3 protein-coding genes are annotated in these 3659 nt (G+C 71.7%); all 3 read left to right on the top strand.

Translation table 11 applies throughout. The features are described from left to right. On the top strand, positions 1-250 hold a 250-nt coding region (locus ACO1BR_RS12850; RefSeq protein ID WP_426795194.1), incomplete at its 5' end, for a sensor histidine kinase. A 713-nt stretch (positions 251-963) separates the two neighbouring features. Beyond that, positions 964-1362: a hypothetical protein gene (locus tag ACO1BR_RS12845; protein ID WP_426795193.1), complete on the top strand. Its 399-nt coding sequence runs from the start codon at positions 964-966 to the stop codon at positions 1360-1362. A gap of 599 nt (positions 1363-1961) precedes the next feature. Next, complete coding sequence (locus ACO1BR_RS12840) at positions 1962-3650, top strand: carbamoyltransferase C-terminal domain-containing protein (protein WP_426795192.1); 1689 nt, start codon at positions 1962-1964, stop codon at positions 3648-3650. Positions 3651-3659 lie beyond the last annotated feature (9 nt).

The following is a 3659-nucleotide window of genomic DNA, read 5'->3' as shown; positions in this document are numbered from 1 at the left end:
CCTCCCCCCCGCGATCGCACTCGGCGTCTCGTCCGACGGCGTCCTCACCATCGACGACGCGGGCCCCGGAATACCGCCCGACCTGGCCGGTTCGCTCTTCGACCGCTTCCACAGCGGCTCCGGCTCCACCGGCCTCGGGCTGTCCATCGCCGCCTGGGTCGCCCAGGCCCACGGCGGCACGCTCACCGCGACCGGCAGCCCCCTCGGCGGCGCCCGCTTCACCCTCCGGCTGCCCACGCACAGCGGGTAGCGCCCCACGCCCGATGTCCATCGCCCGTCATCGGCACGACCTCGGAGGCGGTCGCACCAGCCGGACGGGGCGCGGGGCATGTCGACCGTGACGAGACCCTCGTCTTCAGCTGGTGGCGTTCACCCGCCCAGGAGGTGGCCGGCGCCTCGATGTCCCCACCGATGTAGTCGGCGACCGACCGGCCATCGAGGGCGGCGGTCAGATCTCCGCCACGGCTTGGCGGCAGTTGGATGCCGGGAACGGTGAGTGCCGCCGGGGCGCGCTCCCGCTACCGTCCGTGTGCCGGTGAGTGCGCTGCGGGAGGCGCGGATGCGCGTGGCCAGGTCAGACGGCCTGGTTGCGGTGTCGTCACAGGTCTGCGCTGATGCGCCGTCCCGATGCGGACGTGGTGGGCCGTGTTGTCGCCCGTCGACGCCCCAACAACCGCTGTACGCCCCAGGGATGCGCGGAGTATCGTCGGTTATGTCCGGATGCGCGACCCGCATCCCGGGCGGGACGCGCAGAGACCCGCACCAGAGTCACGTTCAAGACCGCCGGCACGTTCAGCTACGGCTGCGCCATCCACCCGTTCATGCACGGCACGGTCGTAGTGAAGTGAAGCGGTGCGGAGTGACGTGAACTGAGGTGAAGTGAGGTGAGACGTGGCGGCCGGCCCGCTGCGAACAGAGAGTGTTGGCTGCTGGTGACGCTGCTGCCGCGGGATGGAGATGTGGTTGCTACGGCTGCTCACGGCGGCTGGGCTGGCCGTCGACGCGTACGTGCATGTCGCACTGGCGGGTGCTTACGACCCGGTAGGTGCCGGTATCAGCGAGGGGACGCTGTTCCGCGCCCAGGCAGCGGCGGCGGCGCTGGCGGCTGTCCTGGTCCTGGCGAGCGGGAGAAGCCGCTGGGTATGGGCGTTCGCCTTTCTGGTCGCGGCGTCGGCGGTCGGCGCGGTGCTGCTGTACCGGTACGTGGACGTGGGCACGCTGGGTCCGCTGCCCAATATGCATGAGCCTGTGTGGTATCCGAAGAAGACGGTTTCGGCCGTGGCGGAGGCGGTGGCGACGCTGGGCGCGGCGGTCGGTTTCGTCACCGTCAACCGTCACCCCACGCCCAGCAGTCGGGCGTGAGGGAACGGGAGGAAAGGTGACGGGATTCGCGGGTTCGCGTCCGGCCGATCCGTAGTCGGGGTACGGGAATTCGGGATCCGGACATCGCGGTACGGGATCTGGCCAGTGTCGGATCCCGTGGACTACGGCTGAGGGCCACGGGTAGCTTGGCGGGACGTCGTTCGACTGGATCACCGGCACAGGGAGACCCATTGGAACGAAAGGCGCGCTTCCCTGAATCGACCCCGGGAACCGGGGGGTTGGTCGTGCTGCGCCGTGCGGGCCGGACCGGCACGGCGGCGCCCTCGCCGGCCGCGGATACCGCGTCATCGCTTCTCCCTGGGCAGCCGCCTTTCGTGTCCGGACCCGGCCGCCCGGCTTTCGTACGGAACCACGTCCACCTGCCCGGGCGATATCCCGCCGCATTCACGGACGCGGACTCGCCGTGAAATCCCGCACGGAGCGGATGTTCAACGGACGGCTCCCGCCGGCGGGTCGGGAGAAGTGGGTGGCGGAGACGGCGCGGGCCGCCCGGTACGGAATTCCGTCAGCCGTCGTCCGGGAACGCGAAAAACCGTCATAGGCACGCTCTGTCTTCCTCGTTACGACCGGAGGCGTACGTGATAGTTCTCGGTTTGGTGGGCCGCCCCGACGTGCCGCAGTGCCACGATGCCGCGGCGTGTCTCGTCATCGACGGCAAGGTGGTCGGGGCGCTGGAGCAGGAGAGGATCAGCCGCCGCCGGCATGCGAAGGGCGAGGGTCCGGAGGGCGCGGTCAGGGCCCTGCTCGACGCCCACGGCGTCCACCCCTCGGAGGTCCAGGCCATCGGCTACGCATGGGCCGACGCACCGCGGGGGGCGCTGACGCCGGAGACCGACATCCCCTGCGGGGTGCACGTCAGCGACCGGCTGACGGACATCATCCTGCCCGGTCTGGCCGGTGAACTCGGCACGCGGGACATCATCTTCTTCGACCACCACCTCTGTCACGCGGCGCAGGCGTACTACCTCAACCCGTGCCGGACGGCCGACGTCCTGGTGGCCGACGGGTGGGGCGGGGACGGGTCGACCTCGCTGTTCCATGTGCACGACGGCCGGTTCCGGCTGCTGGAGCGGTACGACCGGTGCTGGTCGCTCGGCGTGTTCTACGGGGCCGCGTCGGCGTACGCCAACCTCGGCTGGTGGGGCGCGGGCAAGCTGATGGGGCTCAGCTCCTACGGGCGCACCAGCGACCTGCAGTTCATGACGTTCGACCCCTCGGACGCCTCGTTCCGCCTCGACCGCCGGCTGAAGGGCGCGCTGGCGACGGCCCGTGACTGGGAACGCCTCGGAGACCAGTGGCTGGAGACCTTCGAGGCGGGCTGCTTCCCGCACACGGACTCCTCGGCGAACGCCTTCGACTACGCGCCGTTCGCCGCCGATGTGCAGCTCACGGTCGAGGAACTCGGCCTGGGCCTGGCCCGGAGGCTGCGCCGGCTGTCCGGTGAGGAGACGCTCCTGCTGTCCGGCGGCGTCGCGCTCAACGCGCATATGAACCGCCGGCTGGCCCGCGAGAGCGGGTACGCGCGGGTGTCCGGCACCGTCGCCCCCAACGACGGCGGAACGGTCTTCGGCGCGGCGATGCTGGCCGAGGCCCTGCTGGGGAAGGCGCCCGAGCCGCTGTCCGCCGACGCGGAGCCGCCGATCTTCTTCGGCCCGGAGGTGTCCACGAAGGCGATCGAGGAGGCGCTGGCCCGGAGCGGCGCGACGGCGCAGGCGCGGGAGCCGGCGGCCCTGCGGGCGGAGGTCGCCAGGGCCGTCGACCGCGGGCAGGTGGTGGCCTGGTTCGACGGCCGCAACGAGTTCGGCCCGCGGGCGCTGGGGGCCCGCAGCCTGCTCGCGTCGCCCCGCGACCGGGCCACGCTCGACCGGCTGAACCGTGTGAAGAGCCGTCAGCCCTGGCGCCCGGCCGCGCTGTCGCTCACCGGGCAGGGCTTCGAACTGCTGGGCATGGAGCCGCCGGTGAGCGGTCTGAGCGACTACATGCTCTGCACCCACCGCGTCGGCGAGGAGGGCGTCGCCCGGGCGGTGGCCGGCGTCCATGTCGACCACACGACGCGGGCGCAGTACGTCCCGGACTCCGGCGACGGCTTCGGCGCCCTGCTCGGCGCGGTCGGCGAGGAGACCGGGCTCCCCGCGGTCATCAACACCTCGCTCAACACCAAGGGGGAGCCCATGGCACTCGGCCCGGACCAGGCCCTCGGCCTGATGGCCGGGTGTGCGGACGTCGACCTGCTGGTGATGCCGCCGTACGTGGTACGGCGCACCTGAGGCCCCCGG

It is taken from the genome of Streptomyces sp. YGL11-2, assembly GCF_050054615.1.
Taxonomy (GTDB): domain Bacteria; phylum Actinomycetota; class Actinomycetes; order Streptomycetales; family Streptomycetaceae; genus Streptomyces.
The sequence above is the reverse complement of the archived record's forward strand: the minus strand, read 5'-3'. Positions and strand labels throughout refer to the sequence as shown.